The organism is Achromobacter sp., from assembly GCF_050285585.1.
GTDB lineage: Bacteria > Pseudomonadota > Gammaproteobacteria > Burkholderiales > Burkholderiaceae_B > Achromobacter.
Map to the genome: position 1 here is coordinate 1 of NZ_JBLZXF010000047.1, position 25,011 is coordinate 25,011.

At 66.9% G+C, this 25,011-nt stretch carries 23 protein-coding genes and 1 pseudogene; 3 read left to right on the forward strand and 21 right to left on the reverse strand.

Features of this window, described 5'->3' with window-relative positions:
* From ACN6PJ_RS28945 to flgB, 12 genes are all read right to left on the reverse strand, one after another.
* A partial coding sequence (locus tag ACN6PJ_RS28945; protein WP_427999174.1) for a Tar ligand binding domain-containing protein occupies positions 1-935 on the reverse strand: 935 nt, incomplete at its 3' end.
* 139 nt (positions 936-1,074) lie between these two features.
* Positions 1,075-2,322: a flagellar hook-associated protein FlgL gene (gene flgL, locus ACN6PJ_RS28950; protein ID WP_427999175.1), complete on the reverse strand. Its 1,248-nt coding sequence runs from the start codon at positions 2,320-2,322 to the stop codon at positions 1,075-1,077.
* 47 nt (positions 2,323-2,369) lie between these two features.
* Positions 2,370-4,043 carry a flagellar hook-associated protein FlgK gene (flgK, locus tag ACN6PJ_RS28955; RefSeq protein WP_427999176.1) on the reverse strand — a complete coding sequence of 558 codons (1,674 nt, stop codon included), beginning with the start codon at positions 4,041-4,043 and terminating at the stop codon, positions 2,370-2,372.
* Between the two features lie 73 nt (positions 4,044-4,116).
* Positions 4,117-5,094 carry a flagellar assembly peptidoglycan hydrolase FlgJ gene (gene flgJ / locus ACN6PJ_RS28960; RefSeq protein WP_427999177.1) on the reverse strand — a complete coding sequence of 326 codons (978 nt, stop codon included), beginning with the start codon at positions 5,092-5,094 and terminating at the stop codon, positions 4,117-4,119.
* Between the two features lie 5 nt (positions 5,095-5,099).
* Entirely contained in the window at positions 5,100-6,227 is a 1,128-nt protein-coding gene (locus tag ACN6PJ_RS28965) for a flagellar basal body P-ring protein FlgI (RefSeq protein WP_427999178.1), read from the reverse strand.
* Positions 6,228-6,365: 138 nt separating this feature from the next.
* Positions 6,366-7,055: a flagellar basal body L-ring protein FlgH gene (locus ACN6PJ_RS28970; protein WP_427999179.1), complete on the reverse strand. Its 690-nt coding sequence runs from the start codon at positions 7,053-7,055 to the stop codon at positions 6,366-6,368.
* The gene (gene flgG, locus ACN6PJ_RS28975; protein ID WP_043545123.1) at positions 7,055-7,840 is read right to left on the reverse strand and encodes a flagellar basal-body rod protein FlgG; all 786 of its coding nucleotides are present in this window, start codon (positions 7,838-7,840) and stop codon (positions 7,055-7,057) included. The genes ACN6PJ_RS28970 and flgG overlap by 1 nt, the downstream gene beginning before the upstream one ends.
* A 65-nt stretch (positions 7,841-7,905) precedes the next feature.
* Complete coding sequence (locus ACN6PJ_RS28980) at positions 7,906-8,670, reverse strand: flagellar basal body rod protein FlgF (protein WP_427999180.1); 765 nt, start codon at positions 8,668-8,670, stop codon at positions 7,906-7,908.
* Between the two features lie 68 nt (positions 8,671-8,738).
* Positions 8,739-10,223 carry a flagellar hook-basal body complex protein gene (locus tag ACN6PJ_RS28985; RefSeq protein ID WP_427999181.1) on the reverse strand — a complete coding sequence of 495 codons (1,485 nt, stop codon included), beginning with the start codon at positions 10,221-10,223 and terminating at the stop codon, positions 8,739-8,741.
* A 72-nt stretch (positions 10,224-10,295) separates the two neighbouring features.
* Positions 10,296-10,994, reverse strand: a complete 699-nt coding sequence (locus ACN6PJ_RS28990) for a flagellar hook capping FlgD N-terminal domain-containing protein (protein ID WP_427999182.1) — start codon at positions 10,992-10,994, stop codon at positions 10,296-10,298.
* A 19-nt stretch (positions 10,995-11,013) separates the two neighbouring features.
* Positions 11,014-11,433, reverse strand: a complete 420-nt coding sequence (gene flgC / locus ACN6PJ_RS28995) for a flagellar basal body rod protein FlgC (RefSeq protein WP_427999183.1) — start codon at positions 11,431-11,433, stop codon at positions 11,014-11,016.
* A 22-nt stretch (positions 11,434-11,455) separates the two neighbouring features.
* Entirely contained in the window at positions 11,456-11,863 is a 408-nt protein-coding gene (flgB, locus tag ACN6PJ_RS29000; protein WP_427999184.1) for a flagellar basal body rod protein FlgB, read from the reverse strand.
* Between the two features lie 176 nt (positions 11,864-12,039).
* Here flgB and flgA point away from each other — a divergent pair, with 176 nt between their 5' ends.
* The 3 genes from flgA (at position 12,040) to ACN6PJ_RS29015 (ending at position 13,689) form a co-directional block, all read left to right on the forward strand.
* Positions 12,040-12,753 (forward strand): flagellar basal body P-ring formation chaperone FlgA, encoded by a 714-nt coding sequence (flgA, locus tag ACN6PJ_RS29005; protein WP_427999185.1) that lies wholly within the window; start codon positions 12,040-12,042, stop codon positions 12,751-12,753.
* 129 nt (positions 12,754-12,882) lie between these two features.
* The gene (gene flgM, locus ACN6PJ_RS29010; protein WP_427999186.1) at positions 12,883-13,176 is read left to right on the forward strand and encodes a flagellar biosynthesis anti-sigma factor FlgM; all 294 of its coding nucleotides are present in this window, start codon (positions 12,883-12,885) and stop codon (positions 13,174-13,176) included.
* A 30-nt stretch (positions 13,177-13,206) separates the two neighbouring features.
* The gene (locus ACN6PJ_RS29015) at positions 13,207-13,689 is read left to right on the forward strand and encodes a flagella synthesis protein FlgN (RefSeq protein ID WP_427999187.1); all 483 of its coding nucleotides are present in this window, start codon (positions 13,207-13,209) and stop codon (positions 13,687-13,689) included.
* 191 nt (positions 13,690-13,880) lie between these two features.
* Here ACN6PJ_RS29015 and flhF read toward each other — a convergent pair whose 3' ends face one another.
* The 9 genes and pseudogenes from flhF to ACN6PJ_RS29060 all read right to left on the reverse strand — a co-directional run.
* Positions 13,881-16,562, reverse strand: a complete 2,682-nt coding sequence (flhF, locus tag ACN6PJ_RS29020; RefSeq protein WP_427999188.1) for a flagellar biosynthesis protein FlhF — start codon at positions 16,560-16,562, stop codon at positions 13,881-13,883.
* Positions 16,559-18,679 carry a flagellar biosynthesis protein FlhA gene (gene flhA, locus ACN6PJ_RS29025; RefSeq protein ID WP_427999189.1) on the reverse strand — a complete coding sequence of 707 codons (2,121 nt, stop codon included), beginning with the start codon at positions 18,677-18,679 and terminating at the stop codon, positions 16,559-16,561. The genes flhF and flhA overlap by 4 nt, the downstream gene beginning before the upstream one ends.
* 3 nt (positions 18,680-18,682) lie before the next feature.
* Positions 18,683-19,837, reverse strand: a complete 1,155-nt coding sequence (gene flhB, locus ACN6PJ_RS29030) for a flagellar biosynthesis protein FlhB (RefSeq protein WP_427999190.1) — start codon at positions 19,835-19,837, stop codon at positions 18,683-18,685.
* A gap of 186 nt (positions 19,838-20,023) precedes the next feature.
* Complete coding sequence (locus ACN6PJ_RS29035; RefSeq protein ID WP_427999193.1) at positions 20,024-21,541, reverse strand: methyl-accepting chemotaxis protein; 1,518 nt, start codon at positions 21,539-21,541, stop codon at positions 20,024-20,026.
* Positions 21,542-21,770: 229 nt separating this feature from the next.
* A complete protein-coding gene (cheZ, locus tag ACN6PJ_RS29040) occupies positions 21,771-22,403 on the reverse strand; it encodes a protein phosphatase CheZ (protein WP_043545109.1) in 633 nt (210 codons plus the stop codon).
* 8 nt (positions 22,404-22,411) lie between these two features.
* Positions 22,412-22,801, reverse strand: coding sequence for a chemotaxis response regulator CheY (cheY, locus tag ACN6PJ_RS29045; protein WP_006219033.1), 390 nt, complete (start codon positions 22,799-22,801; stop codon positions 22,412-22,414).
* Between the two features lie 46 nt (positions 22,802-22,847).
* Positions 22,848-23,906: a protein-glutamate methylesterase/protein-glutamine glutaminase gene (locus ACN6PJ_RS29050; protein ID WP_427999191.1), complete on the reverse strand. Its 1,059-nt coding sequence runs from the start codon at positions 23,904-23,906 to the stop codon at positions 22,848-22,850.
* Positions 23,907-23,920: 14 nt separating this feature from the next.
* On the reverse strand, positions 23,921-24,775 hold the full coding sequence (locus ACN6PJ_RS29055) for a CheR family methyltransferase (RefSeq protein WP_427999192.1): 855 nt from the start codon (positions 24,773-24,775) through the stop codon (positions 23,921-23,923).
* 8 nt (positions 24,776-24,783) lie between these two features.
* Positions 24,784-25,011 (reverse strand): annotated as a pseudogene (locus ACN6PJ_RS29060) (methyl-accepting chemotaxis protein); the annotation flags it as partial.

Consider the following 25,011-nt stretch of genomic DNA (forward strand, 5'->3'; position numbering starts at 1 on the left):
GTCGAGGCCAGCTCCTCCATCGAGGCCGCGGTCTCTTCCAGCGAGGCCGCCTGCTGTTCCGTCCGGCTCGACAGGTCGGCGTTGCCCGCGGAGATCTCCCGCGAACCCACGTTGATCTCTTCCACCCCGCGGCGCACCGAGGCCACCGTGCGGGTCAGGCTTTCCTGCATGCGCTTGATCGCCGCGAACAAATGGCCGATTTCGTTGGTGCTGCGCACCTCGATGCGGCCGGTGAAGTCGCCAGCGGAGATTTTCTCGAAATGATTGCCGGCTTCCTGCAACGGACGCAGCACGGTGCGGCTGATGAACAGCCAGCACCCGAGGGCCAGCGCCAGGGAGATCGCCAGCATGACAATGGTGACGGTGCGCGATACGCCGTGGGCGACTCCGGCCTGCACGACCAGTTCATCGGTGCTGGCATCCACGAAGTCCAGGACGCCGCCCACCGCCTCGCGCAACGCGGTGTTCGCCGCGCTGCCGGCGTCGTTCAGGTCCAGATATTCTTGTATCGCCATGGACGACAGCGCCTGCGCCTGGCGCTTGAACAAGCCATCGAACTCCTTGTACGCGCTCTCCAGCTTGCCGTTGACCGCTTCCGAACCCGGCAGGCGCGGCGCCTTGCGGTAGGCGTCGAGCGCCTTGGCCCCTTCCTGCATCAAACCTTCCGCGCGACGGGCCTGGGAAGTCGCCTGCTCGGTCTTGCCCTGCTGCATGTCCATCAGGGAGGTGGCCAGCAACAGCCGCCCGCGCAGGAACAGGCTGTAGGCCCGATTCAACTGCGTCGCTTGAGTCGAGTAGGCGCTGTTGACCTGCTCCAGCTTCTCGTTGCTGGAGTTCAGCCCCATCCACGCCACGCCGTTGGAGACGAACATGGCGCCCGTGAAGAGCATTAACACCAGGATGAGGCAGGTGCGAACTTTCAAATTGACAAGCATGAAATATCCGAGCGTTGAGCGACGTGAACCGATTTTTCCTACCGTGCACGCAACCACGGACGCCCCGGCCCTGGGCCGGCGGCGTCCGCAAGTGCGCTAATTGCCGTGCCCGCGGGCGCGGCCTGGAACTGCACCGCCTTTATTTGCGGCTAAACAGACTCGAACCCTGAATGGTCATGAATGCGGCCGACGCCGCCTGCAGCGCGACCTGGCGCAACGCAAGCTGGCTCGCGCCTTGGTAATAGTCCAGGTCTTCCAAATCCGACAGAGATTTGGCGTACGACAGCCCCTTCTGCGTTCCGGTAGCATCCAGTGCTTCCAGCTCGTTCATCCGAGCGCCGACCGAGGCATTCACCGTCAACACGTTGTCGTAGATATTCGCCAGCTTCTTGTTGGCGGTCGCCAGTTCGTTGTTGAGACGCGCCGTGGCGACGGGATCCCCGGCGCTGGGCGCATCCAGGGCGGCGATCAGGTTATCCAATGTGGCGAACACGTCCATATCCGCCGACTGGATGCTCTCGACATTGATCACGTCGCCCGCGGCGGGAGTGCCCTTGATCGCCACGGAAACACCGCCGAAATCGATCGTCGCCCCCTCGACATAGGGCGTCGGAGGTTGCGCGGGGTCCGGAACGGTGACGGGATTGCTGCCGTCGGCATCGGTTGTGGTGACGCGGTAGCCCATGCCGCCGGACACAGGGTCGGCGACGAACTCCACCGAGAAATTCTTGCCCAGATTCGGGCTGCCCGGGGTCACCGAGGCAGCGCCGAACTCCGCCGTGCCGGTGTTGGAGCTGGGAGCGGAAGATACGTAGGCCTGCGACCCGGGATTGGCGCGGCCGAAAATGTCCTTGCCCAGATCGCTGGTGGAAAGCTGCCGGCTCTGGTCGACCTGGATAGTCCGCTCGCCGGTCGACCCGCTATAGACGATCTTGCCCGACGCGTCCTTGGAATACGGCATGACGTTGCCGTCGTTCCCCGAGAACAGATACTGGCCGTTTCCGTCCGTCGCGTTCGCCAAACCCAGCAATGCTTCGCGCGTGCTTTTGAGAGCCGTGGACAGCGCCTGCCGGTCGGTGTCGGACAATACGCCGCCCGCCTGGACGATGCGGGTGCGCGCTTCTTGCAGCGCGTTCGTCACCGCGTCCAGGGTGTTGCTTTCCTGGCCGAGATTCGTGTTGGCCGTCTGGCGGTTCATGGCATACGCCGAGTTCATGCTCTGCGTCTGCGCAACGCCAATAGCCAGCGCCGCCGCCAATGGATCGTCAGCGGGAGTCAGGTTCTTGCGCCCGCTGCCGATCTGCTCGACCAGGCGATTCATGTCGGATTCCTGAGCGAGAACGCCGCTCAGGCCGTTCGTGTACATCATCGTGGTGCTCAGGCGCATGGTGCAGCTCCGAAAATCTTTTTAGTCATCACAAGTCAACGGTCCGATCAGCCGCGCAGGCCCAGCAGCGTGTCGAAAATGGTGCTGGCCACATCGATGATGCGGGCGCTGGCCTGGTACTGCTCTTGATACAGCGAAAGACTGACGTACTCTTCGTTCAGGTTGACGCCCGACACCGACTGCTGGGCGGCCGCCGTCTGCTTGATCAGGTTCACCTGCGCGGTGGCAGCCGCCTTGACCTGCGCGGTCTGCACGCCCACGGTGTTCACGACCTGCGCGAACATGTCGGTGGTGCTCATGGTGCCGTGGCCCAGCACCTTGGCGTTTTCCAGCTGCGCGAGCTTGAGCGCGTTCTTGCCGTTGGCATCGCCTCCCTCCATGTCGGCGGCGGCGATCTTGTCCGGATCGGTGATCAGCACGTCGATGTCACGGGCGGCGTTGCGAGTGGGCGACAGCGACCACTTGTCGCCCGCCTGGGGCGGCACGTCGATCGTCAGCGTCACGCCCATCTCGTTGCTCAAGTCCAGGGTGGCATTGGGCGGCGTGCCGGTGGCGGGGCCGTTGTAGACCCGCGTGCCTTCAGGCAGGCGCACGACCTGGTAGTTCGTGCCGTCGAACGAGATCTCGTAATCCTTGGCATTAATGTTCGCCGGGTCGGTGAACTCGCCCGAAATCTGCGCGTTGCTCTTATTCTGTGTATTGGGCACGCCTTCGGGCGAAGCGACGCTGAAGAAATCGGTGCCTTGATTGCCGTTCTGGTCCAGCCCTTTGTTGTGCTGCTCATTGAACGACAGCGCCAGGCCGACCGCCATCTGGCCCAGCTGGTTCTGCAGCACGTCCAGTGAAGCGCTGCGGAACTGCAGCAGGCCGCCCAGCTTGCCGCCGGTGACTTCGCTGTCGTTAAGCTCGACGGCCACCGTCTTGCCCGAGCCGGCCGGGAGGGTGTAGGCCAGCACCGTGCGGCCCGCGTCCTTGGCGGAGGCCACGGCCTGCAGGGGATAGATGGTTTCTCCGGACAGCAGCGCCTGGCCGCCGCCGGCGAGCGAGATACTGATCTTGTCGCCCTGCTCGTAGGTCGTGATACCGACCAGCTGGTTCAGCTCCATCACCGCCTGGTCGCGCTGGTCGAGCAGATCGTTCGGGGGGCTGCCGCCGGCCTTGCCGGTGGCCAGCGAGATCTGCTTGTTCAGGTCGTCGATACGGGCCAGGTAGCTATTGACCTGCTCCACCGTCGTCGTGATCTGCGTATTCAGGCCTTCGCGCTGATTCTGCATTTCGGTGTAGGCCGAGCGGATCTGCGTGGCCAGGCTGTTGGCCTTGCCCAGCAGGTCGGCGCGGGCCGCCGGATCCGCGGGCTTGCTGGCCACGGTATTCATGCTGGTGAAGAAATTGTTCAGGGCCGGCGCGATGCCGACCGTGCGGTCCGCGAACAGGTTGTTGACCTGGGAAACCTGGTCCAGCTGGGCCTGAAGCTGGGCGCCGCTGCCTTGCGCGCCGACGAGCTGCTTGTACAGGAAGCTGTCGTAGCTGCGCACGACGGTGTCCACCTGCACGCCCCGGCCGATGTAGCCGTTGCTCGTCGCCTGGGCGCCGGCGGTGGAAACCATGACGCGCTGACGGTTGTAACCGACCGTCGTCGCGTTGTTGATGTTATGACTGGTGGTTGCCAGGCCTGCCTGAGCCGCGTTCAGCCCGCCCAATGCCGTTTTGTACAAATTCATGCTGACAATGCCCCGTATTTAACCGCAAGCGATATGACTGGATACTCCATTAACGGCAGGAGATGGTCCGAATTTAGAGTCCTTCCAACATCTGGCGAGAAATTTCCACCTTGGAGGCCGCGCCCCGCAGCTGGCTCATGACGCCGATCAGCTTCTGGGCGTACTGCGGGTCGGTCGCGTAGCCCGCGTCCTGGATCCGGCGCGCCGCCTCGACCTCGTTGCGGGCCTGCGTCACGCTTTCATAGCGCGGGCTGTTGCCGATCAAGCGGGCGTAATCCGCGAACGATTCCTCGTAAGAGGCGTAGGCGCGGAAAGGCTGCGTCACCTTTTTGGCCACGCCGTCCTCGTATTCGGTCGTGAGCACGTTGACGACCTTGCCCTTCCAGCTGGCGCCCGCCTTGATGCCGAAGAGGTTGTAGCTGGTGCTGCCGTCCGCATACTTGATCTCGCGCTTGCCCCAGCCGGATTCCAGCGCCGCCTGGCCCATGATCAGGCGGGCCGGCACGCCGCTTTCCTGCGCCGCGAGATTGGCCGCGCGCGCCATCCTCGACACGAAGTCGACGACGTGTTCGGGCGCGCCCTCGGCGGCGGCCAGGGCCCGGTCGCTGGCGCGGTTGTTGCGCATCACGTTCAGCAGCGCCGACACCTCGCGCGAGCCGCCGGTGCGGAAATCCAGGTCGCCGCCCTGCCCGATCTGCCTGATGGCGTCCGGGGACACGTCGCCGGGCTTGCCTTCCTGCATCTGGGCCAGGATGGCTTGCGAAAGCCCGATGCCCGGCGTGGCCAGGTGCAGCGCCAGCTGCTCGTCGGCCATCGATTGCAGCATCTGCGTCTGCTGCGAGTCGAACAGGCCTTCCTTTGGCGTAGCCTCGCGCATGCGCTTGAGCATCATCTGCAGGAACAGCGCCTCGAACTGCTTGGCGACCTGCTTCTGCTGCTCCGTGCCCGCCGGGTCCTTCTTGACGTCGCGCTTCAGGTCCGACAGACGCCCCATGTCGAAGACCGAATCCTGCCGCTGGGCGCCGCGCGCCACCTCGTTGCCGTATGCCATCGCCGTCAGATGATTTCCAGTTCTGCGCGCAGCGCGCCCGCGGACTTCATGGCCTGCAGGATCGACAGCAGGTCCTGAGGCGTGGCGCCCAGGGCGTTCAGGCCCTTGACCACGTCAGCCAGGTTGGCGCTGGTGCTCACGCGCTGCAGGGCGCCATTTTCCTGCCGCACTTCGATCTGGGTGTTCGGCACCACCACCGTCTGCCCTTCGGTGAACGGCGTGTCGGGCTGGGATACCTGGTTCTGGCGGTTGATGATCACCGAAAGATTGCCATGCGCCACGGCCGCCTCTTCGATCATGACCGTGCGGTTCATCACCACCGAGCCGGTGCGGGCGTTGATGATCACCTTGGCCACCGTGGGCGCGCGGGCGACCTGCAGGTCCTCCACCATCGACAGGAAGCGCGCCTGAGACGCCTGCTCCATGGGGGTGCGCACCTGCACGACACGGCCGTCCAGGGCCGTGGCCGTGCCCTGGCCGAACTTCTTGTTCAACGCCGCGACCACGTTCTGCGCGGTGCCGAAATCCGTGTTGTTCAGCTCCACGTGAATGTAGCCGTCGCGCGAGAACGTCGTGGGCACCGAGCGCTCGACGATGGCGCCCGCGCTGATGCGGCCCCCGTTCAATTGGTTGATCTGCACGCTGGAGCCGCCCGCGGAAGCTCCCGCGCCGCCCACCAGGATGTTGCCCTGGGCGATGGCGTAGACCTGGCTGTCGGCGCCCTTGAGCGGCGTCATCAGCAAGGTGCCCCCGCGCAGGCTCTTGGCGTTGCCCATGGAGGACACCACCACGTCCAGCGTCTGGCCGGGCCGGGCGAACGCCGGCAGGGTCGCCGTGACCATGACGGCCGCCACGTTCTTCAATTGCATATTGCTGCCCGCGGGCACCGTGATGCCCAGCTGCGACAGCATGTTGGTCAGGCTTTGCTGCGTGAACGGCGTCTGGCGCACCTGGTCGCCGCTGCCGTCCAGGCCCACGACCAGACCGTAGCCGATCAGCTGGTTGCCCCGCACGCCCTGGATCGAGGCCAGGTCCTTGAGGCGCTCGGCGTGCGCGGCGCCGGCGCCCGCCAGCAGGCTGGCGGCTACGCAGACGCGCGCCAGCGCGCGAAAGAGGAAGACAGCATGTTTCATATCAATTGTCCAAGGCGCCCATGCAAAAAGCGTGCGCGGCATCATCGAAATGCCACGAAGCCGGCTTCGCCGGTCCGTAGGCATGCCCCCTCGAGGGGGAGGCGCACAGCGCCCCGGGGGTGGACCTATCCTTCATATTCAGAACGGCGATGCCATCAGGAAGAAGCGCTGCAGCCAGCCCATGGTCTGGACTTCGTCCATGACGCCCTTGCTGCGGTATTCAATGCGGGCGTCGGCCACCTGCGTGGACGATACCGTGTTGGTGCCGGTAATGGAGCGCGGATCCACGACGCCGGAGAAACGCACGTACTCGCTGCCGCGGTTGATGGCGATCTGCTTTTCGCCCGCCACCTGCAGGTTGCCGTTGGACATGACGCCCACCACCGTCGTGGTGATCGTGCCGGTGAAGGCGTTGTTGGCGGTGCTGTCGCCCTTGCCCTGCGACACGTTGCCGCCCTTGGCGTCCGTGTTCAGGTTGGCGTTGGCCCAGCTGTCCATGAAGGACGGCGCGGCGGCGATGCCCAGCGAAGCGCTTCCGCTGCGATTCGTGTTCGTGGCGACGTTCTTGGAGGCGTTCGTCTTTTCGTTGAGCACGATGGTGACGATATCTCCCACGTTGCGCGGGCGGCGGTCCTCGAACAGCGGATAGTTGCCGTAGGTCGTGGGCTGGTAGATCGAGCCGGTCGGCTGCGCCGAGGGCATGGGCGGCGCCGGCGGCACGGCCGTCGTCGGCCCGGTCACGATGGGCTCGGGCGGAATCATGGCGCAGCCGGCCATCAGCAAGGCCAGGGCCGCACTCGTTACCAGGCGCAGGACAGACATGGACATCACAGTTGGGTCAGGCGGGCCAGCATTTCGTCCGAGGTCTTGACGGCCTTGCTGTTCATTTCGTAGGCGCGCTGGGTCGTGATCATGTTGACCAGCTCCTCGGCGACGTTGACGTTCGAGGTTTCGACGTAGTTCTGCATGATGGAACCCGCGCCATCCACGCCCGGCTGCAGCAGGTTGGCGGGCCCCGACGCATCGGTTTCCAGGTACAGGTTCTCGCCGATGCTCTGCAGGCCGGTCGGATTGATGAAGGTGGCGATCTGCAGCTGCCCGATCTGGACGTTGACGCCAGCGGCGCCCGGCTGCGTCACCGACACCATGCCGTCGTTGCCGATGGTGATCGACAAGGCGTTGTCGGGCACGTTGATCGGCGGCTGGATCACGTAGCCGCTGACCGTGGTCAGCTGGCCGTTCTGGTCGCGCTGCAGCGACCCGTCGCGGGTATAGGCCTGGGTGCCGTCGGGCAACTCGATCTGCAGGAAGCCCCGGCCGTTGATGGCGATATCCATCTCGCTGCCGGTGTTGTTCAGGTTGCCCGCGGTGTGGATGCGCTCGGTCGCGGCCACGCGCGCGCCCGTGCCCAGCTGCAGGCCGGAGGGCAATTGGGTGGCGTCCCCGACCTGGGCGCCGGGCTGGCGCAGCGTCTGGTACATCAGGTCCTGGAACACGGCGCGGCCGCGCTTGAACCCGTTGGTGGAGACGTTGGCCAGGTTGTTGGAAATCACGTCCATGGAGGTCTGCTGACCTTCCAGGCCCGTCTTGGCGATCCACAGCGAACGCATCATGATGAAGTACTCCTGGTGCCGCGGCCCGGCCGCGCGCGAAAAAAGGTTTTAAATCAGCCGCCGAATCAAGCGCTTATCGACAGAATGCCGTTGGCGCGCTCGGCGTTGCGGTCCGACTGCTGGATCACCTGCATCTGCTGCTCGAAACGGCGGGCGTTCGCGATCATGCCGACCATCGCCGCCATCGGATTGGTGTTGCTGCCTTCCAGCACGCCCGCCAGCAGGCGCAGGCTGGGATCGGCAGGCATGGGAGGCGCGGGCTGGCCATTCACCGGGGCCCGGCGGAATACGCCGTCGTCGCCATGCACCAGCTGCTCCTTCGGCGGGTCGACCAGCTTGAGCCGGCCCAGGTTCAGGATATTGTTCGGCGCATCGCCTGCGCCAATGGCGGTGATGGTGCCGTCCGAGGTGATCGTCAGCGCCGCCTGGTCGGGCACGTCGATAACGCCGCCCTGGTCCGACAGCACCGGCTGGCCCAGCGACGTCTGCAGCAGGCCGTTGACGCCCACCTGCAGGCTGCCGGCGCGGGTGTAGGCCTCGCCTTGCGGTGTCTGCACGGCCAGCCAGCCGCGCTCGCTGGACAGGGCCACGTCCAGGTCGCGGCCGGTGGTCTGCATCGTGCCCATCTGGAAGCTGTTGCCCGGCGTGGACGCAACCGTCGACACGCGCGTGGGCAGGCTCACCCCGTCCGCCACCGGGACGGATCGGTACAGCGCGATCTGCTCGCGAAAGCCAGGCGTGTTCACGTTGGCCATGTTGTTGCTCAACGCGGCCTGATGCTCCGTGATACGCGCCGCGCCGTTCATCGCGGTGTAAATAATCCGATCCATTTCCTATTCCATCGCCATCGTCGTCGAATATGCGCCAGAAGCGCCTACGGCGCTTCGGGGGTGGGCCTTTATTTGAGGTTCATCAGGACTTGCATGATCTCGTCCTGGGTCTTGATGGTCTGCGAGTTGGCCTGATAGGTGCGCTGGGCAATGATCATGTTGACCAGCTCCTTGCTCATGTCCACGTTGGAGGCTTCCGTCGCCTGGCCCACCACCCGGGACAGGCCGTTGGTGCCGGGCTGGCCCAGGATGGGCTGGCCCGAGGCCGCCGTTTCGGTCCAGGCGTTGTTGCCCACCGGCTGCAGGCCCTGCAGGTTGGAGAAGTCCGCCAGCACGATCGTGCCCACGACCTGCGTTTCGCCGTTGGTGTAGCTGGCCACCAGGCTGCCGTCGCCGCCGATATTGATGCCGCTGAACTCGCCGGACGTGTAGCCGTCGGGCTTGGCCACCAGCTTGTAGCTGCTGCCGTACTGCGTGGTGCCGGTGTAGTCCAGGGCGATGTTCAGCGGGTCGGCCGGCGTCGTGTCGCCGCCGGGCTGAGCCACGCTCAGGTTGACGATCGGAGCGCTGGTCAGGTTGCCCGCATTGTTGAAATTCAGCTTGGTGGGGTTGCCCCAGACACCGCCGGCTTCCGTGGTCGGCGCCATGGCCTTGCCGTCCATGGTGTAGTAGACGTCGTATTCGCTGCCGGCGCCGCTCGCGGGGCGCTTGACGAAGTACTGCATCACCTGGTGCGAGTTGCCCAGGGAGTCGTATACGGTCATGGGCGAGGCGTTGGTGTAGCTGCTCGATACGGTCGGATCGAAAGGCTTGGCCAGCTCCACCACGGCGGCGGTGTAGTTCTTGTAGCCGGGCACCTGTGCAAGATCGCCAGCGGTGACCGCGCCGGTGCCGTCGATGGTGATCACGTTGGGCGCCGTGCCGTAGTCGCCGGCCGGAGGCTGGTTCACCCAGACAATGTCGCCGGCTGCATCGCGCTTGAATTCGTAGGTGGTAGCGGGCGACGGCGGCGTGGTGCCGGTCATCGTCACAGAACCGTTGACCTCCGGCGACGTCTCCGTATCCGTCAGATAAATCACCTTGGCGTTCGCATCCAGGTTCGCCACCGTCGTGGCCGTGGAAGTCGCCTTCGGCGCCACGTTGGCCATGGGCAGTTGCAGTTCCACCGGGTTCGCGCCGACGGCGCCGGCCGGGTAGCCGGTCAGGCGGTAGCCCTGGGCGTTCACGATGAAGTTGTTCTTGTCGACGAGGAACTCGCCGTTGCGGGTGTACATGACCGAGCCGCTCTGGTCGGTGACGCGGAACATGCCCTTGGCGCCGTCGATCGCGATGTCGTATTCACCGCCGCCGCCGTTCACCGTGCCCACGGTGAAGCGCTGGTTGATGGCCGCGACCTTCACGCCCAGGCCGACGCGCGAACTCGCATAGACGTCCGCGAACGAGGCGGTCGACGACTTGAAGCCGACGGTGCCCGAGTTGGCGATGTTGTTGCCGATGACGTCCAGGTTCTGCGCCGCGGCGTTCAAGCCGCTCAATCCTTGTCCGAAGCCCATGTTTTCTCTCGCTAATCCTTAAACTGATTGAAGCCGCCGCGCGTGCGCCGGCACCGATTCGCCGCGCCCGCTTCAGGCGCCGATCACCTTGCGCACGTCCAGCATGCTGGTCTGGCCGTCCAGGCCCAGGTCCAGGCGCAGGCCATTGGTGGAATACGCCACGCTCTTGACCAGACCGTAGCTCAGCACTTCCGAGTTCACCTTCTTGCCGTCGGCGTCCGTGGCCAGGACGGACACGGTGTAGGCGCCCGGCTCCAGCGGCACGCCGCTGTCGTTCTTGCCATCCCAGCTCAGCGTGTAGACGCCGGTCGACTGTTCGCCCATTTCGATGGTGCGCACCACCGCGCCATTCGCATCGGCGATACGGACCTGGACCTTGGCGGCGTCCGCCTGCAGATCCAGGCCGTAGGGCGTGACCACGCGCTCGGCGGCATTCTCGCCATCCACGCCGACCTTGATCTTGGAGCCGGGAATCAGCACGCCCTTGCCGATCATCGCCACCGCGTTCATCGACTGCGACACGTCGATCTGGCCGCTGATGGCCAGCATCGTGTTCTTCAGGTTGTTGATGCCTTCCACGGTGGAGATCTGCGCGAGCTGCGACGTCAGCTCGGCGTTCTGCATCGGGTTCAGCGGGTCCTGGTTCTGCAGCTGGGTCACCAGCAGCTTCAGGAACTGATCCTGCAGGCCTTGCGCGGTATTGCTGGAATAGGCGCCGGTCTGTGCAAGTCCCAGGCCGGTCTGGCTCGTGGTTTGGTCGACAGTGGTCATGGATTCACTTGTTCAAGAGTTAGGACTGGCCGATGGTCAGCGTTTTCTGCATCAGCGCCTTGGCGGTGTTGAGCACTTCCACGTTCGCCTGATAGGAACGCGAGGCCGCGATCATGTTGACCGTTTCCGCCACGGGGTCCACGTTGGGCATGCTGACGTAGCCCTGGGCGTCGGCCAGCGGATGCTGCGGGTCGTACACCTGCTTCAGCGGAGACTGGTCCTGGACCACGCCAGCCACCCGCACTCCCCCGATCTCCTGCCCCAGGGCCTGGCCGGCGGGCGGGTTGACCTGGAACACGACCTGGCGGGCACGGTAAGGCTGGCCGTCCGGGCCGACCACGCTTTCGGCGTTGGCCATGTTGCTGGCCGCGACGTTCATGCGCTGCGATTGCGCGCTCAGCGCCGAACCGGCGATATCAAAAATGCTCAACAAGGACATAGCCTGCCGCTCCGTTCAGTAATCAATCCTGGATTGCGGCCATCATGGTCCGGATACGGCCCGACAGCAGCTGCATGGTGCTCTGGTAGTGCAAGGTGTTATCGGCGAATTGCACGCGCTCGATATCCATGTCCACCGTATTGCCGTCCATGCTGGGCTGGTACGGCAGGCGGTACAGGAGTTCGGTGGGGCCCTGCGACACGGCCTTGGCCGGGATGTGGCGGGCGGACGTCAACGACAGCGAGGTATCCGGCAGGCGCATGGTGCCTTCCATGGCGTTGGCCATCGCCGTCTTGAAGTCGAAATCGCGGGCCTTGTAGTTGGGGGTGTCGGCGTTGGCGATGTTCGACGACAGCACTTCCTGGCGCTGAGCGCGCAGCCCCAGGGACTGCTGGAAGAACCTGAAATCTTCGTTAAGCCTGTCTAGCATCGTGGCGCCTTCCTGCATTGCAATTCGGATGAACACGGGATCCCGGACGCACCGTTATCCCATTGGATGACGGCATCATAGGGGCGCGGGCGCCGCCACAATCAGCCAAATAACCCGTCATTTCTCATCCAATTCACGTATTGCCAAGCGCGGCGGACTTCTACAATTCATCCATCATGAAAACCTCCGCAAGACGACTCCGCGCGCGCGCCGCCAGCCTGGCCGCCCTGCTGCTGCCCCTGGCGGCCGCGCAGGCCCAGGAGGCCGCGGCCCAGCCATCCGAGGCGATCGCGCTTGCCGCGCAGGCCTACCTGCAGGAGCAGTTGGCCAGCCTGCCCGGCCAGCCGTCGATCGCCATCGATCCTCCGCGGGCCGAACGCCTGACGCCTTGCGACGCCATGTCCCCATTTCTGCCGTCCGGCATGAGGCTGCGCTCGCGCATGACCGTCGGGGTGCGCTGCAATGCGCCGAAACCCTGGACCACCTACGTGCAGGCAACGGTCAGCGTGCCCGGGCAGTACTACGTGGCCTCGCGGATGATCGCGGCCGGCCAGGCGCTGACGCCGAACGATCTGGCGCCCCGGGACGGCGACCTGGTCGCCCTGCCGCCCGGCGCCATCACCAATCCGCAGACGGTGGTCGGCATGACCGCCGCCTACCGGATCAACGCCGGCCAGCCGGTGCGCGGATCGTCCCTGCGCAACGCCCAGTCGGTACTGCGGGGCACCAATGTGCGCATCAACGCGCGCGGCGCCGGCTTCGTGGTCAGCAGCGAGGGGCAGGCGCTGGACAATGCCGCCCCGGGCGCCACGGTGCAGGTGCGCACCGCCAGCGGCCAGGTGGTCAGCGGCGTCGTGCGCAATGCCGGCCTGGTGGAAATACAACTGTAGAGGTTGTTACATATCGCGTTGCGCCAATGGCCCGCCTACCCTAAAGTTCCTTCCGGCCCTGTCGTTACAGAGACATAAAGTAGGCGGATCCGTCGCACAATCGACCCTGGACGCCCTGCGGAGATAATCTTGAAGATCAATTCAACCACCAACCGCCCCCTCTCGGCGGACGCCATCGGCTCCCGCCCAGAATCCGCGGTCGCCCAGGCCTATGGCGCCGGCAGCGCCAACGGCTCCAGCAGTTCGCAGGTGGCGCTGAGCTCGGCGTCGCGCAAGATGCTGGCGCTGCAGGACGGCTCGAACGACATCAATGTCGAGCGCGTTGCCGCCATCCGCGCGGCGATCGCCTCGGGCCAGCTCAAGATCGATACCGGCCGCATCGCGGACAGCCTGATCGCCAGCGCCCGCGACCTGCTGAAGTAAGCCCCGCAACTCTCCGACCCGAGCAGCAGCATGACCACGAACACCGTCGACTCCCTGCAATCCTGCATGAGGCAGGAAGACGCCCTGATCACAGAGTTCTCCGCCATCCTGGAAGAAGAGACCGAAGTGCTGGTGGGGCCGGGGAACGTGGGCGCGCTGCAGGAAATCACTGAACGCAAAAGCAGCGTGGCCCGCAAGCTCGTGGACCTGAGCCAGACTCGCGACACCCTGCTCGCCGAGATCGGCCTGCCCAGCGGACATTCCGGCACCGAACAGGCCGCCGCGCTGCACCCCCAGTTGGCCGGCGTCTGGCAGGCGCTGCTGACGAAGTCCGCATCCGCCAATGAGATCAACCTGCGCAACGGCGCCCTGATCGACGTGCATCTGCGCTACACCCAGCAATCGCTGGACGCCCTGCGCAACCTGGGCGCGGCGGGCTCGCCCGCCACCTACGACGCGCGCGGCCGCGGCGCCCGCAGCGCGCCGGGGCGCAAGCCCATCGTCGCGGGCTGACGCAAGCAGCCCGTAGGATGGGTGTAGCGCGAGAGTTCTTAAGCTAGAAAGCGGCTATCCAGCGCGCGCAACCCATGCTGCCGTGGGCAGACAGCGCCATGCATCGCCCCCAAACACGCTCTTGCGGCCGCATGGGTTGCGCGCGTTGGGCGTCCGGGTTCTTGGGGAGATGACCTCGCGCTACACCCATCCTACGCGTCCGTCATTTCCAGCATCGCATACATTTTCAGCAGGGCCACGGGCAGCACGCGGCCGGACAGCTTGCGGTCCGTTCCCATGATGCCCGACAAGGGGCCCCGCACGACTTCCGCGGCCGCGGTGTGCGCCAGCTGCCAGCAGGCGGCGCCCATCTGGCCGGCGATCAGGGCCTGGCGCGCCAGCGCATGGGCGCCATCGACGGCCGGCAGGGCTTGCCATGCGGTGGCCATGTAGCGGAACCCGGCCTTGGCCTCGTCCTGCAGCACCAGCCAGCGCGCCACGGTGCCCGCGTCCGCCTGGGAGGCCGGCAGGTTGGTCATGCCGAACAGCTGCCCGGCCACCTCGCCGCTGACCGTGTCGATCAGGCGGGCGCAGACCAGCCGGACCGGCGCGCTTTCCCCCCGGCCGGGCAGCGAGACTTCCGTGCCCGAGGCCCAGAGCGCCAGCGGCACCCGCTTGCCGTTCTTGACGATGAACAGCCCCGGCATATCGCCGGGCTGGCCCACCGGCAGGTAGCCCACGCTCTTGCCCACCGCATTCAGGTTGGTGGGGCATTCGTCCTGGATCACGCGCTGGCCGCCGGCGCTGCGCGCCACCCAGGAAACGCCCCGTCCGTTCAGGGACGGCCAGATCGCGGACGTGCCCGCCTCCAGAAGATGCACGACCGGCAGGCGTTCCAGCTTTCCGCCCAGCCAGCCCACGCGGGCCTCCAGCGCGAGGGCCGCGTCGGGCTGGGCCGGCTCCGCCGGCGCGAACGACGACAGGGTTCCGTGCGGCAGCGCCAGCTGCTGGGCGGGAGCGGCAAGGGCCGCGCCCCGGTCGCTCATCAACAGCGTGCTCAATAGCGTCCCGCCCGGCAGGCCCTCTCCCTTCATCCCGGCCTTGCCGTGCACGGCCAGCAGATGCCTGTTGCAGCTTGCCGAGAACTCGCGGCGCACCATCGCCAGCGGCTCTTCGCCCAACGCCGCCAGGCTGCCGCCGCCGCCCACGTACTCGCGCCAGGACGCGCGCGCCTGGACGCAGGCGGCATCGCTTTCCAGCCAAGCGATGGTGTCGTCCAGGTTCTGCGCGGCCTCGATCGAGCCCGCCCCGCCCTGCGGGCGCAGGATGGCGGAGGCCAGCAGTTGCCGGCGGCGCGCCGGATCCCCGCTCTCGGCATCCCGGGAAGATGGCAGCAGCGACGCCAGGTCGGCCTCGCTGGGGGTGTAGAGCGCGCGCGCCCTTTCCACCATCGAGAACGTGCGGTCTATCAGCGCGTCCGCCCGGGCCAGCTCCATGTGCTCGGGCACCTTCTGCCCGACCGACACGTAGTGGATCGGCAGCCGGTGGCGGATAGCCGTGTCCAGGGCCGCGCCCAGGCGGGTGGCCTCGTCCAGCTTGGTGATGATGCAGCCGGCCACGTCCTCGCCCACGCCATTGCGGTAGGCATGGGCCACCTCGTCCAGCGTATCGCCCTGGCTGGCGGCGTTCAGCACCAGCAGCCGGCGCACGGGCTTGCCCGCATTGCACAGCATCGCCGCCTGCTCGGCCACCAGGCGGTCGCGCTGACTGATGCCGGTGGTATCGATCAGCACGATCTTGCGATTGCCGAGTTCCGCCAGGATGCGGCGCAGCTCGCCCGCATCGCGCACCGAATGGGCGGGCACGCCCATCAGGCGGCCGTAGATCTGCAACTGTTCCAGTGCGCCGATCCGGAAATTGTCGGTGGTCAGCATGGCGACCTGCTCGCGGCCTTCGCGGGCGACGCAGCGGGCCGCCAGCTTCGCCAGGGTCGTCGTCTTGCCGACGCCGGTCGGACCAACCAGCGCATACACGCCGCCGCCCAGGAACTCGTCTTCGGAGCGCAGCACGGGCAGGTGCGTCACCAGCTCGTTGCGCGCCCACGCCTGGGCGGCTTCCGGCGTCATCCCCTCGGGCAGGCGCTCGACCAGCGTGCGCACCAGTTTCGTGCTGAAGCCGGCGTCCAGCAGGCTGCGGAACAGCGCGGCGGCGGCGGGCTCGCGGCCCGGGCCTTGGCGGCCGCCCCAGAGCAGGCCGTCCATGCGGCTTTCCAGGGCGCCGCGCAAGGCGCTGATCGCGTCCTGCAGGCCGGCGGCGGCATCGCCCGGCAAGGCCGTCTGCGGCATGGCCGGGGACTGGCGCAGCGGCGCGTCCGGCATACGGGCCATGGACGGCGCCGCCGCGGCCGGCGCGTAGGCCGGCGCGGGCGCGGCCGGCGGCGCTGCGGTCGTCGCGGCCGGCGCCGGAGGGGCCGCCATGGGCCGGGGCGCCGGCGCCATGGCCGGAGGCTCCGCGCGCGCAGGCGCGGCGGCGATCGGCGCGGGCGCGGCCTCTTGCGCCTGCGCCGGCGCGGCGTAGGCCGACTGATAGGCGGCGATCGAACGCGTGGGCGTCATATAGCCGGACGGCGGCGGGGGCGCGGCGGGCGCTGCGGGCATGGCCGGCATCGCGGGAGCCGATGCCGGCCTCCCTGCCGACGCGGCGGGAGGCGCGGAAGGATCGCGCGGCGGCGTCTGCGCGGGCGCATCGTCGAAAGCGCCATCCACGGTGGCCAGCACCTCCACGCCGCCATCGACGCTGCGGTTCGAAACGATCAGCGCGTCCGGCCCGAGGACCTGGCGCACCTGGCGCATCACTTCGCGGCTGTTGATCCCAAAGAAACGGCTTATCTTCATGCCCCATTGCCTCCGCCGATCAGCGCGGTCACGCGGACCATGCGCTCATCGGGTATTTCCGTATTCGACAACACGCCCAGCTGCGGCAGGTGATGCCGCAGGAAGCGCGACAGCGGCGCGCGCAGGACCGGCGACACCAGCAGCACCGGGGCATTGCCCTGCGATTCCTGCCGTTCGACGGCCGCCTGCGTTTCCCGCAGCAGCGTGTCGGCCAGTCCCGGCTCCAGGCCGCCGCTGGTCGTCATGGCCTGCGACAGCACGCGCTCGAGCTTCACGTCCAGGCCGATGACCCGCAACTCGCCGTCGCCCGGGAACCATTGCTGCGTAATGGCGCGGCCCAGCGAGCGGCGCGTCAGCGCGATCAGCTCGTTGATGTCGGGCTGGCTGCCGGAGCCCGCGGCCTGCGCCGCCAGGCGCGGTCCGTGCTCGGACAGCGTGTCGATAATGGTCCGCATGTCGCGGATCGGCACCTCCTCCGACAGCAGGCCCTGCAGCACCTTCTGCAACACCGTGAGAGACAGGGTCTTGGGCACCAGGTCTTCGATCAGCTTGGGCGCGTCGCGGCCGATGCGGTCCAGCAGCTGCTGGACTTCCTGGCGGCCCAGCAGGTTCGAGCCATGGCGATGCATCAAGTGGTTCAAGTGCGTCGCGACCACCGTGCCCGCGTCCACCACCGTGTACCCCGCCACCTGCGCCTGGTCGCGCAGGCTGCCGTCGATCCACAGCGCGGGCAGGCCGAAGGCCGGATCGGTGGTGGGGGTGCCCTTGATCTGCATGGTCACGCCGCCCGGGTCGATGGCCAGCCATTGGCCGGGCATCGCCACGCCATGCCCCACTTCCACGCCAGACAGCAGGATGCGGTAATCGTTGGGCTTGAGCTCCAGGTTGTCGCGGATATGCACGACCGGCGGCAGGAAGCCCACGTCCTGCGCGAACTTCTTGCGCAGGCTGCGGATGCGGTGCAAGAGCTCGCCGTTCTGGGCATGGTCCACCAGCGGTATCAGGCGATAGCCCACTTCCAGGCCGAGCTGGTCCACCATGGAAACGTCGTCCCAGCTGGCCTCGGCCGCGGCGGCCTGCGCCTGGGTGATCGCCTGCGGCGGCACCTCCGCCGCGGCGGCGGCCGCGGCGCTCCGGCGCTTGTGCAGCAGCCAGCCGCCCCAGGCCAGCGCGCCGGCCAGCGTCAGGAAGGCGATGTGCGGCATGTTGGGGATCAGCCCCATGATGCCGATGATGCCGGCGGTCAGGAACAGCACGCTGGGATTGGAGAACAGCTGGCTGATGATCTGCTGGCCGATGTCCTGGTCGGTGGAAACGCGCGACACGACCACGCCCGCCGCGGTGGAGATCACCAGGGCCGGGATCTGGGCGACGAGGCCGTCGCCGATGGTCAGCAGCGTATAGACGCGGCCCGATTCGCTCATCGACATGTCGTGCTGCGCCACGCCCACGATCAGGCCGCCGATGATGTTGATCGCCATGATGAGCAGGCCGGCGATGGCGTCGCCGCGCACGAACTTGCTGGCGCCGTCCATGGAGCCGAAGAAATCCGACTCCTGCGCCACTTCCGCGCGGCGCTTGCGCGCCTCGTCTTCGCCGATCAGGCCGGCGTTCAGGTCCGCGTCGATCGCCATCTGCTTGCCGGGCATGGCGTCCAGCGTGAAACGCGCGCCCACTTCCGCGATACGCCCGGCGCCCTTGGTGATGACGATGAAGTTGATGATGGTCAGGATCACGAAGACGATGATCCCGACGGCGAAATTGCCGCCCACCAGGAAGTGGCCGAAGGCTTCGATGACCTTGCCCGCCGCGTCCGGGCCGGTGTGGCCATGGAGCAGCACCACGCGGGTCGACGCCACGTTCAGCGACAGGCGCAGCAGCGTGGCGAACAGCAGGACGGCCGGGAAGGCGGCGAAGTCCAGCGGCTTGCGCGTGAACATGGCCACCAGCAGGATCATCACGGACAACGCGATATTGAAGGTAAACAGCAGGTCCAGCAGGAACGTGGGCAGGGGCAGCACCATCATGCCCAGCACCATCACGATCAGGATCGGACCGGCCAGCAGCCGCGCGTGCGTGGCTCCGCCACTCTTCAACATGGTGAGCAAAGCGCTCATTCCTTAAACTCCTTGTGCTGCGGTGTTGGCCTGCGGGTCCAGCTCGGCCGGCACGGCCAGCCGGGTCGGGGCCTCCGGTTCGGCCCCCCATCCCGATCGCCAGGAGCGCAGCTGGAAGACCCACGCCAGCACTTCTGCCACCGCGGTATATAGCTCGGCCGGGATTTCCTTCCCCAGCTCGACGTGTTGATGCAGGGCGCGCGCCAGCGGCGGCGCCTCCAGTGTCGGGATACGGTGCTCCGCCGCCAGCTCGCGGATCTTGGCCGCGATCAGGCCTGTGCCCTTGGCCAGCACCCGCGGCGCCCCGTGCTTGTCCTCGTCGTACTTCAGCGCCACCGCGTAATGGGTCGGGTTGGTCACGACCACGTCCGCCTTGGGCACTTCCGACATCATCCGGCGCCGCGCCGCCTGGCGCTGCTGCTGGCGGATGCGCGCCTTCACGTGCGGGTCCCCTTCGCTTTCCTTGTGTTCCTGGCGCACGTCTTCCTTGGACATGCGCAGCTTCTTCAGGTGGCTCCAGATCTGCCAGGGCACGTCCAGCAGCACGACGATCAGCAGGGACGATACGATGAAGGCGCAGCACATCGCCACCAGCGTAAGGGCCTTGGTGAGCGCGGCCGATGGCGCGACGTGCATCAGGCTCAGCATGTCGTCGTGGTAGCTCCAGATCACCCAGACGGCCACGCCGCCCACCAGCGCGGCCTTGGCCAGCGCCTTGATCAGTTCCACCACGGTCTGCGACGAAAACATCCGCTTCAGGCCCGACACCGGGCTGAGCTTGGAAAAATTGAACTGCAGGGGCTTGCCCGAGATGACGATGCCGCCCAGCAGCACGCTGGACAGGACCGCGACCACGGCCAGCAGCCCGAAGATCGGCAGCAGCACCAGCAGGATCTGGCCGAAGCCGTCCACCGCCCGTTCGACCATCACGCCGGGATCGGCGACGACGCGCTGGTCGAAGCCCAGTCCGTTGCGCAGCACGCCGCTCAAGGACCGGTAGAGCGAGGACCCGCCCGCCCAGATCGCCCCGACGCCGGCGGCCAGCATCATGAACGTGCCCAGCTCGCGGGAACGCGCAATCTGCCCCTCCTCGCGCGCCTTTTCCAGGCGCCTGGGAGAGGCGGCTTCGGTTTTTTCGAGGTCGCTTTCTTCGGCCATGCTCTGCGGTGTCGTTGCGGCTCGCGGATTCTGGGATTGCGAGCTGCCCGCCGAGATTCTAGGAGGCCCCGGGGTTTGGCGATAAGCCAAGAAACGGGGGGAAAGCGGCGCTATTCCTGGATGCGTCCCGGCCCCGCCTGCGCCGCCCGGGCGGGAACGCCCCGCGCGCCGTATCCCTCCGCCGCGTCAGCCGGCCGCGGGAACCGCCCGATGGCCCGCGCCGCCCGCCTCCAGCGCCGCCTGGAAGCGTTCGTAGTCCAGGCCGATCCGCACCGCGCCCCAGTGCTCCGGCCCTAAATAAACGGGAAGGGAAATGTCGTTGACGATTTCGCCGGTGTCGCGCGAATAGGTCTGGAACAGCGCCGCGCCGGTATTGGCGGCCAGCCGGGCGCCCACGGGATCGTCGAAGATCCGCTTGTGCCGCACCCGCACGATGTCCTGCGCCGCAATGCCGGTCGGCTCGTGGGAAAACTGGCTGTTGTGCGCCGGCGCATAGCCCCGGTTGTCCACCAGGATCGTATAGATCCCGCCCGGCACCGACGCCAGCACCTGGTCCAGCAAACGGGTCAGGGGCCCTTCGATCTCGCGGTCGTACGCCGTGTGATAGCGCGGCGGCTCGCTGCCCGGAATGCGCCGGTAATGGCGGTCGAATACGTCGGCCCCGCCCTTCCTGGCCCCTTCCAGCAGGCTGGCGGCCGCATCCCGGAAGGCCTCGAGCGCGTCCGACAGCCCGTCGAATGCCGTATTGCCGGCGCGCATGTCGGCCAGCACCTCCTGCACGCTTTCGGTCTGGCGGCGGATGCGGTCGATCTCGCCGGACATGCTGCCCATGCGCTGCAGCACGTCCGCGCTGAGCGCGGCGATGCGCCCCACTTCCTGGCTCATGTCGTGATTGGTGGCGTCGACCTCGCCGATCGCCTGCACCACCTCGGCCACCTGCCGGTTCATGTTGCCGAAGTCGTCCACGAAACGCTGGAAATCGGAGCAGGTCCTGTCCAGGACCTGGCCCGAGGCGTCGACGTCGTCGCGCAGGCTGCCGGTCTGGCGTTCGGTGCTCTCGACCAGCTCCAGCATTTCGCCGCTATGCCGGGCGATGTCGCCGGTGGCGGAATTCACGCGCTCGGCCAGCCGGCCGACCTCGCTGGCCACCACCGCGAAGCCGCGTCCTGCGTCCCCCGCCCTGGCCGCCTCCACGCCCGCGTTCAGCGCCAGCAGCTGCGTCTGCAAGGCGATGTCCTTGATCAGTTTGCTGGTGTCGCCCACCGAACGGGCACGCGTGCTCAATTGCCCGACCACCTCGCTGAAGGCAGCCATTTCGCGCGTCATGCGGTCGACGCGCAGCTTGACCTCGGACAGCTCCGCCAGCGCCTGCTCCGCCGCCTGGAGATTGTGTCCGGATACCTGCGCGATCTCGCGGGCGTGGTTCGAGGTCGATGCCGACAGCGCCTCGATCTGCGTGCCGCTCGCGGCCAGCGCCTGGGCGGCGCGGGCCTGTTCCTGGGCCAGCTGCGAGCAGCGCCCCGCCTGGTACTGAGTCCGCGCCGCGTTCAGCGCGATTTCGATGCTGGATTGCCGGACGGTGATGATGCGCCGGCGGATCTGCCCCAGGAAGCGGTGCAACGGCCAGGCGGCCGGGCTGATCGACAGGGCGCGTTCCGACAGCATGGCGTCGCCCCGATTGAGGCGGCGCAAGAGTCCCCACATGCCGCCCAGGCGGAATACGGATCTGGCCAAGATGAACCTCCTTGTGCTGGCCCGGATCGCCTTCTATGGGCATCCGTTGCCTGGCGCGCGTTGCGCCTGTCTCGTGCTGCGAGGCCCCGATTCTTATGGCGGGAAGTCTATCGGCCGGGCGCGGATTGCGCCCTTAGGGATTACGTCCATGCAGGGGCGCGCCGCCGGAGGGCATATCCGCCGGCGCCGCCCGCGCGGCCTAGAAGCCCAGGCTGGCCAGCAGGTCGTCGACCTGATCCTGGCTGGTGACCACGTCGGCCTTGCCCTGCGGGCTGATCTGCGGGCCGTTGAGCAGGCTGTTGGCCTCCTCGCGGCGCTCCTGCGGCACGTTGTCGAGCAGGACCTGCAGCAGCTCGCGTTCGATCGCGCCCACCACGTCCATCATGCGCATGATGACCTGTCCCGTCAGGTCCTGGAAATCCTGCGCCATGATGATTTCCATCAAATGCGACTGGGTCTGTTGCGCCTGCTTCGGCACGTCCTGCAGGTACGCGCGCGTGTCCTTCACCAGTTCGCGCGCCTCCGGCAGCTCCAGGGGCTGGTCGTACCATTGCTGCCAGCGCGTATCCAGCGCCTGCGCGGAGCGCGACAGCTTGTCCTGGAGCGGGCCGGCCTGCTCGGTCGCGTTCAGCACGCGGTTGGCGGCCTGCTCGGTCATCTGCGCCACGTAGCGCAGGCGGTCCCGGGCGTCCGGGATGGCGGTGGCCGCGTCCTTGATCGCCTGGTCCAGGCCAAGCTCGCGCATGCTGTCGCGCAGCATGCGCGTCAGCGATGCGATGCGGTGTATCAGGTCGGGGGAATCCGCCGGATCAACATTTTCCGTCGTGCTCATTGCGCGCCTCAGCCAGCGATTTTCTCGAAGATCTTGGTGAGCTTCTCTTCCAGCGTCGCCGCGGTGAAAGGCTTGACCACGTAACCGTTGGCGCCGGCCTGGGCCGCCGCGACGATGTTCTCTTTCTTGGCCTCGGCCGTCACCATCAGGACCGGCAGCGACGCCAGCGAGGCGTCGGCGCGGATCTGCTTGAGCATTTCGAGCCCGTCGAGATTCGGCATGTTCCAGTCGGACACGACGAACTGGAAGCCGCCGTTGCGCAGCTTTTCCAGCCCGATGGCGCCGTCTTCGGCCTCATCCACGTTCTCGAAGCCCAGCTCCTTGAGCAGGTTGCGGATGATGCGCCGCATGGTGGGGAAATCATCCACCACCAGAATCTTTATGCCCTTGTCTACCATCTTCTACTCCAGAAAAAATGTGCTTGGGAACGATCGTCGGCCCGCGTCAGACGCGGTGGCCACGGTCGCCCAGGCGAGTCAGAATGCGTTCGCTCATCGCGGACAACGAAACCACTTCATCCGCGGCGCCGATGGCGATCGCCTCGCGGGGCATGCCGAAAACCACACAACTGGCCTCGTCCTGCGCGATCGTGTGCGCCCCGGCGCGGCGCATCGCCAGCATGCCGGCGGCGCCGTCCTTGCCCATGCCGGTCAGGATGACGCCGATGGCGTTCTTGCCGGCGGCGACGGCCGCGGAGTTGAACAGGACGTCCACCGACGGACGGTGGCGGTTCACCGGCTCGCTGGCTTCCAGTTCGATCACATAGTTGGCCCCGCTGCGGCCCAGGCGCATGTGCGTCTCTCCGCCCGGCGCCAGGTATACGTGGCCCGGCAGCACCCGGTCTCCATGCACGGCCTCGCGCACCGTGACGGCGCACAGCGCGTCCAGCCGTTGCGCAAAGGAACGAGTGAAACCCGCAGGCATGTGCTGGGTGATCAGGATCGCCGGGCTGTCCGGCGGCAGCGGCTGCAGGACCTCGCGGATGGCCTCGGTTCCGCCCGTGGACGCCCCGACGATCACCAGCTTTTCCGAACTGGCCAGCGGCCGGCGCAGCATCGGCGCGGGCGCGGCCTGGGCGGAATGCGGCGTGGGCGCGCGCAGCTTGGCGCGAGACGCCGCGCGGATCTTGTCCGCGATGATTTCCGTGTATTCGAGCAGGCCGTCGCGGATGCCAAGCTTGGGCTTGGTCACGAAATCGATCGCGCCCAGCTCCAGCGCGCGCAGCGTGATTTCTCCGCCACGCTCCGTCAGCGACGACACCATCACCACCGGCATCGGCCGCAGCCGCATCAGCTTTTCCAGGAAATCCAGCCCGTCCATGCGGGGCATTTCCACGTCCAGCGTCAGCACGTCCGGATTGTGCCGCTTGATCAGCTCCCGTGCCACCAGGGGGTCCGGCGCCGTCGCGACCACTTCCATGTCGGGCTGGCTATTGATGATCTCGGTCATCAATCCGCGCACCAACGCGGAATCGTCCACACACAAAACGCTTATTTTTTTCATTGTTGCTGCCCCGTTCAGGCCCTGCCTACACATTCGTAGACCGTCTGCCCGCGCAGACGGAAGTCCCGGCTGATGTAGGTGAAGTTCTCGGAGTGGCCCGCAAACAGCAGCCCGCCGGGTTTGAGCAGCGGCACGAAGCGCTCCAGAATCTTCGCCTGGGTGGGTTTATCGAAATAAATCATTACATTGCGGCAGAAGATCACGTCGAACTTCTCGTTGATCTGCCAGGCCGGCGACAACAGGTTCAAGGTCTCGTAGCGCACCATGTCCACGATCTCCGGACGCACTCTCACCTGCCCCGCATTGGCGCCCCGGCCCTTCAGGAAAAAGCGCCTGAGGCGCTCGCCCTCCATCTTTTCCACGCGTTCCTGGGGATAGACCGCGGCGCGCGCCCTGGCCAGCACGTTGGTGTCGATATCGGTGGCCAGCACCGTGCTCGATCCCGCGCGCGGGCCCAGCGCCTCGACCAGCGTCATGGCGATGGAGTACGGCTCTTCTCCGGTGGAAGCGGCGCAGCACCACACCGATACCGGCCCGCCTCGCCGCCTGGCGAAATCGGCCAGTATCGGGAAATGGTGCGATTCCCGGAAGAACGCGGTGAGGTTGGTGGTCAGCGCGTTGACGAAATCTTCCCATTCGGCCGCGCCCGGCTCGTTCTCGAGCTGGTCCAGGTAGCTGCCGAAATCCTGCAGGCCGAGCGCACGCAGGCGCCGCGCCAGCCTGCTGTAGACCATTTCACGCTTGTGCGTGCCGAGCGAAATGCCGGCGTGCGCATGGATCATCTTGCGCACGCGCGAAAAATCGGCGTCGCGAAAATCGAATTGGCGGTCCACCGGAATCGACGGCGGCGCGTATGCCGAAGTTGCCACGGCGGTCCTCAGTGCCCAAGCGCAAGCGCATCGGGCGCCTGCAGCTGCGCGCCATCATCCGGCGAGCGTACCGAGGACAGGCGGTGGGCCGGCACCTCGATCACTTCGCCCGCGTTGATCTTGAAGACGGCCACCGCTTCGGCCAGGCGCTGCGCCTGTTCCTGCAGCGAGCCCGCGGCCGCCGCCGCCTCTTCCACCAGCGCCGCGTTCTGCTGCGTCACCTCGTCCATCTGCGA